A 3,638-nucleotide genomic window follows, 5' to 3' on the forward strand; every position below is an offset into this window, starting at 1 on the left:
CCCGTCGGCTCGTTTCCGGCAAATGGCTACGGGCTCCATGACATGGCCGGCAATGTTTGGCAGTGGACCACCGACTGGTACCAGGAACATCGCCGGATCGAGAGCCCTTGCTGTACGATGGAAAATCCGCGCGGCGGCGAGCGTGAGGCGAGCTTCGACCCGCTGACACCCGACATCAAAATTCCACGCAAGGTGACCAAGGGCGGGTCCTTCCTGTGCGCCCCCAGCTATTGCCGACGGTACCGGCCGGCCGCTCGCATGGCGCAGCCCGTGGATACGTCCACTTGCCACCTGGGTTTTCGATGCATCGCGCGTCCGTCGTGAGAGGAGGGCGCAGCGCGCTCCATGGGCATCGCGGCACCGGGAGGTCCAAACCGGCGCGCTGGCGGGTTGCAGCAGCCATATCGGCCGTATTCCTTACGCTCACGGCGTGCGGAACTGGACCCGAAGGGGTTCTGGCGCCGATCCCCGCGAGCTTGGTTTCGCCGGCGGCATCGGATGTGACGATGTTGGTCGCGACCAGCCGCAAGCCTTCCGGCGACCCGGCGACCTTGTTCACGGGCGAGCGCAGCCCGGCGCTTTCGTTGACCGACCTGACCATCTCGATTCCGCCGAACCGTGCGCCCGGCACGGTCGAGTGGCCGAAAAAGCTGCCGCCAAACCCCCAAAAGGATTTCGCGGTCATTGCCGCACGAAACCTGTCGATTCCCGAGGCTCACAAATGGCTGCATGCTCACAATTCGAACGGCCATGTTCTCGTCTTCGTGCATGGCTTCAACAACCGGTATGAGGACTCGGTTTTTCGCTTCGCGCAGTTCGTGCACGACTCGCGGGCGAACGTCGTGCCGATCCTTTTCACATGGCCGTCGCGCGCCAGTGTGCTTGGCTACAACTACGACAAGGAAAGCGCGAATTTCTCGCGCACTGCGTTCGAGCGGACATTGAAGGCCTTGGCCGACGACCGCAGCGTGACCGACGTCACCGTCATGGCCCACTCGATGGGCACCTGGCTGGCGATGGAATCGCTGAGGCAGATGGCGCTGGAGGACGGGCGCGTTTCGCCCAAGATCAGGAACGTCATACTGGCGTCTCCCGATCTCGACGTGGATGTCTTTGGTCGCCAGTGGACCGAGCTTGGGCCGAAAAAGCCGAAGTTCACCATCACCGTCTCGCGGGACGATCGGGCGCTCGCCGTCTCGCGCCTGATTGCGGGCAATGTCGACAGGGTGGGGCAGGCCGACCCGTCGAAGGAGCCATACAAATCGAAGCTCCAGGCGGCTGGAATAACCGTGCTTGATCTGACCGACGTAAAGACCGCGGATCGCTTGAATCACAGCAAGTTCGCTGAAAGTCCGGAGATCGTCCAATTGCTCGGCGCGCAACTTGCTTCCGGCCAGACCTTGACGGATTCGAGAGTGGGGCTTGGCGACGAACTCGGCCTTGTGGTTGCCGGCACGGTCGACACGATCGGCAACGTCGCGGCAAGCACGGTCAGCGCGCCCGTCGCGGCCATTGAAGGAAAAACGAACAATGCCCCGCCAGACGAGCTCGAGACGATCCTGAAGGGTGATGTGACGACCCAGTGATCGTATTAGGTGGCGTAAACGGCGCGGGCGATTAGGAGGCGACCTGCCTTCAGCGCCCGAGAGGCTGGATTCTGTTGCCCCTTTTTTCTAGCCAGACACGATGAACAACCGGCTGCCGCCCGCCTGGTCCAAACACCTGAAAGATCCGTTGGAAAGAGAATTCCACAACCCAAGACCGGACAGCCGAAAGCAAGGCCGCTATCGATCGCGCGCGACGCTCTCCATGCGCGCGATAACGCGTGGCGAAGGCCCGAAACCGCCTTCATTGGCGCCGATGCGGGCGCGAAAAGGCCGCCCGCCCTCGCGCTCCTGCGCCTCCGGCCCGACGAACGGCACAGTGGTGGGAAGCGCACCGATGATCGGCGCGAGGGAAGGGCGCTGGCGCATGGCAAAGGGCTCGGTTGAGAAAGGGGGCTTCTTGCTAGCGTGGGCGGGGAGTGGGTGCAAGTTGTCGAAAGGGGCAAATAGCGCGGGTGCGTTGCCGGTTGCACCATGGCTGGATTCCCGCGCCTCGTTTTGTTAGCGAGGCGAGATGAATAACCGACCGCCCCTGGCTGGTCCAAGCATTTGAAGAGCGGACCCGCGCCAAAGCAGACTGTAAAACAGCCAACACTCAAGCAGCCGAAGGCGAAGCCGCGTATGCAGGCCAACGAAATGTTGCTGGAACTTCAGCTGGCGGGCAGGTTGCCCGAGGCCGAGGAACTGTGTCGTCGCGTTTTGGCAAGGACGCCCGAGCACCCGATGGCTTTGTACATGTTGGGGACGCTGGGACTGGGCGTCGATGATAAGTTGTCCATCAAATACCTTGCTCGGGCGGTCGACCAGACGCCACTCGACCCATATTTCCACTTCAGTTTGGGCGATGCTTATCTGACGGTTGGCGAACACGCACTTGCCATCAGGCACCTGCGGCGCGCTTAAGGCACCGCGGGTCTTCACCTCGCAACCAAATGAAAAACCCGGCGATCGCCCGCCGGGTTTCGATTTCGATCAGGCAGTGCCTGTTAGAACGAGCGCTGGAAGCGGAGCAGACCGCCGACGCTGTTCTTCTTGTCGGCGCCGGTGAAGTTGACGACGTCGGCACCCGAAACCCAATCATCGAACTTGCCGAAGTGATCCCAATCGACTTCGGCCGTGACCGTGAAGCCGGGTACGATGTCATAGGCGACGTTCGCCGCCACGCCATAGTTCTTGTCCTGATCACCCGACACCTGGAGGTTGAACGAGGTCTTCTCGTTGAACTTGTAGGTGCCGCCGGCCCAGAATGCCCAGTTGCCGCCCCAGATTTTATAGAAGCCGCGACCACTGGCCCCGATGGCATAGCTCGGGTCGTTGAGGTTGTCGTCGCTGCCATAACCGAACATGCCGAACAGCGACAGTTCGTTGGTGACATTCACATCCAGGCGAACCTTGCCGGCGACTTCCTCGTAGTTGCTGTCGTAAGCAACGACGCCGGTGATGGCGCCCCACCCTTGAGTCCACTTCACGCCGCCGACGACATGCGGAACGTAGCTGTCGATGGTGCCGACGACGCCCGAACCTTCTTCCAGCGAGACCACGGCCGAGAAGCCGTTGCCGGCGTCGAAATAGTACTGGACGACGTTGGTGTCGAAGTCGCCATAGGGGACGATCGTATCCTGGATGACGTTGCCGGCGTAGCCGATGAACGTATCGAAGGCCGATTCGTCCTTACCGACGCGGAGGCCACCGAGCTGGATCCAGGCGAAATTCAGCGAAACGTTCTTGTTGCCGGCAGGATTGCTGTTGAATTCATCCGCTGCCGTGGTCGGATCGTCTGCCGATGGGTAGCCGTTGCGGTTGCCGAAGTTGAACCGGGTCTCGGTGTAGGTCTTCAAGGTGCCGAGTTCGGTTTCCTGGCCGGTCCAGGTCTTCAGCGTGAAGCGGGTGTTCTTGTAGAAGGTGCTCTGCTCATCGCCGTCCTCGTGGTCGAACGACTTCGCGCCGTCGAACGATCCGACGTCGCCGACGCCGATGTCGTAACGGACATAGCCGCCGACGCGCAGGCAGGTCTCGGTGCCGGGGATGTAGAAG

Annotated in this window: 3 protein-coding genes and 2 pseudogenes; 3 read left to right on the plus strand and 2 right to left on the minus strand. The window is 61.7% G+C overall.

Translation table 11 applies throughout. The features are described 5' to 3' along the window. Nucleotides 1-324, plus strand: a 324-nt coding sequence (locus EOA28_RS28700; protein ID WP_148670903.1) for an SUMF1/EgtB/PvdO family nonheme iron enzyme, incomplete at its 5' end; no start/stop codon positions are given. A gap of 182 nt (nt 325-506) precedes the next feature. Next, a pseudogene (locus EOA28_RS28705) lies at nt 507-1,523 on the plus strand (alpha/beta hydrolase); the annotation flags it as partial. Between the two features lie 267 nt (nt 1,524-1,790). On the opposite strand, the pseudogene EOA28_RS28710 reads toward EOA28_RS28705, so the two are convergent. Next, nucleotides 1,791-1,973, minus strand: a pseudogene (locus EOA28_RS28710) (pyridoxal phosphate-dependent aminotransferase); the annotation flags it as partial. A 252-nt stretch (nt 1,974-2,225) separates the two neighbouring features. On the opposite strand from EOA28_RS28710, the gene EOA28_RS28715 reads away from it, so the two are divergent. Beyond that, nucleotides 2,226-2,507 carry a tetratricopeptide repeat protein gene (locus tag EOA28_RS28715; protein WP_127251401.1) on the plus strand — a complete coding sequence of 94 codons (282 nt, stop codon included), beginning with the start codon at nt 2,226-2,228 and terminating at the stop codon, nt 2,505-2,507. Between the two features lie 83 nt (nt 2,508-2,590). On the opposite strand, the gene EOA28_RS28720 is transcribed toward EOA28_RS28715, so the two are convergent. Beyond that, a partial coding sequence (locus tag EOA28_RS28720) for a porin (protein ID WP_148670904.1) occupies nt 2,591-3,638 on the minus strand: 1,048 nt, incomplete at its 5' end.

It is taken from the genome of Mesorhizobium sp. M2A.F.Ca.ET.067.02.1.1, assembly GCF_004023285.1.
Lineage (GTDB): Bacteria > Pseudomonadota > Alphaproteobacteria > Rhizobiales > Rhizobiaceae > Mesorhizobium.

Coding starts and splice junctions, on each gene's coding strand:
- EOA28_RS28715 (WP_127251401.1), top strand. CDS start 2,226: ATGCAGGCCAACGAAATGTTGCTGGAACTTCAGCTGGCGGGCAGGTTG.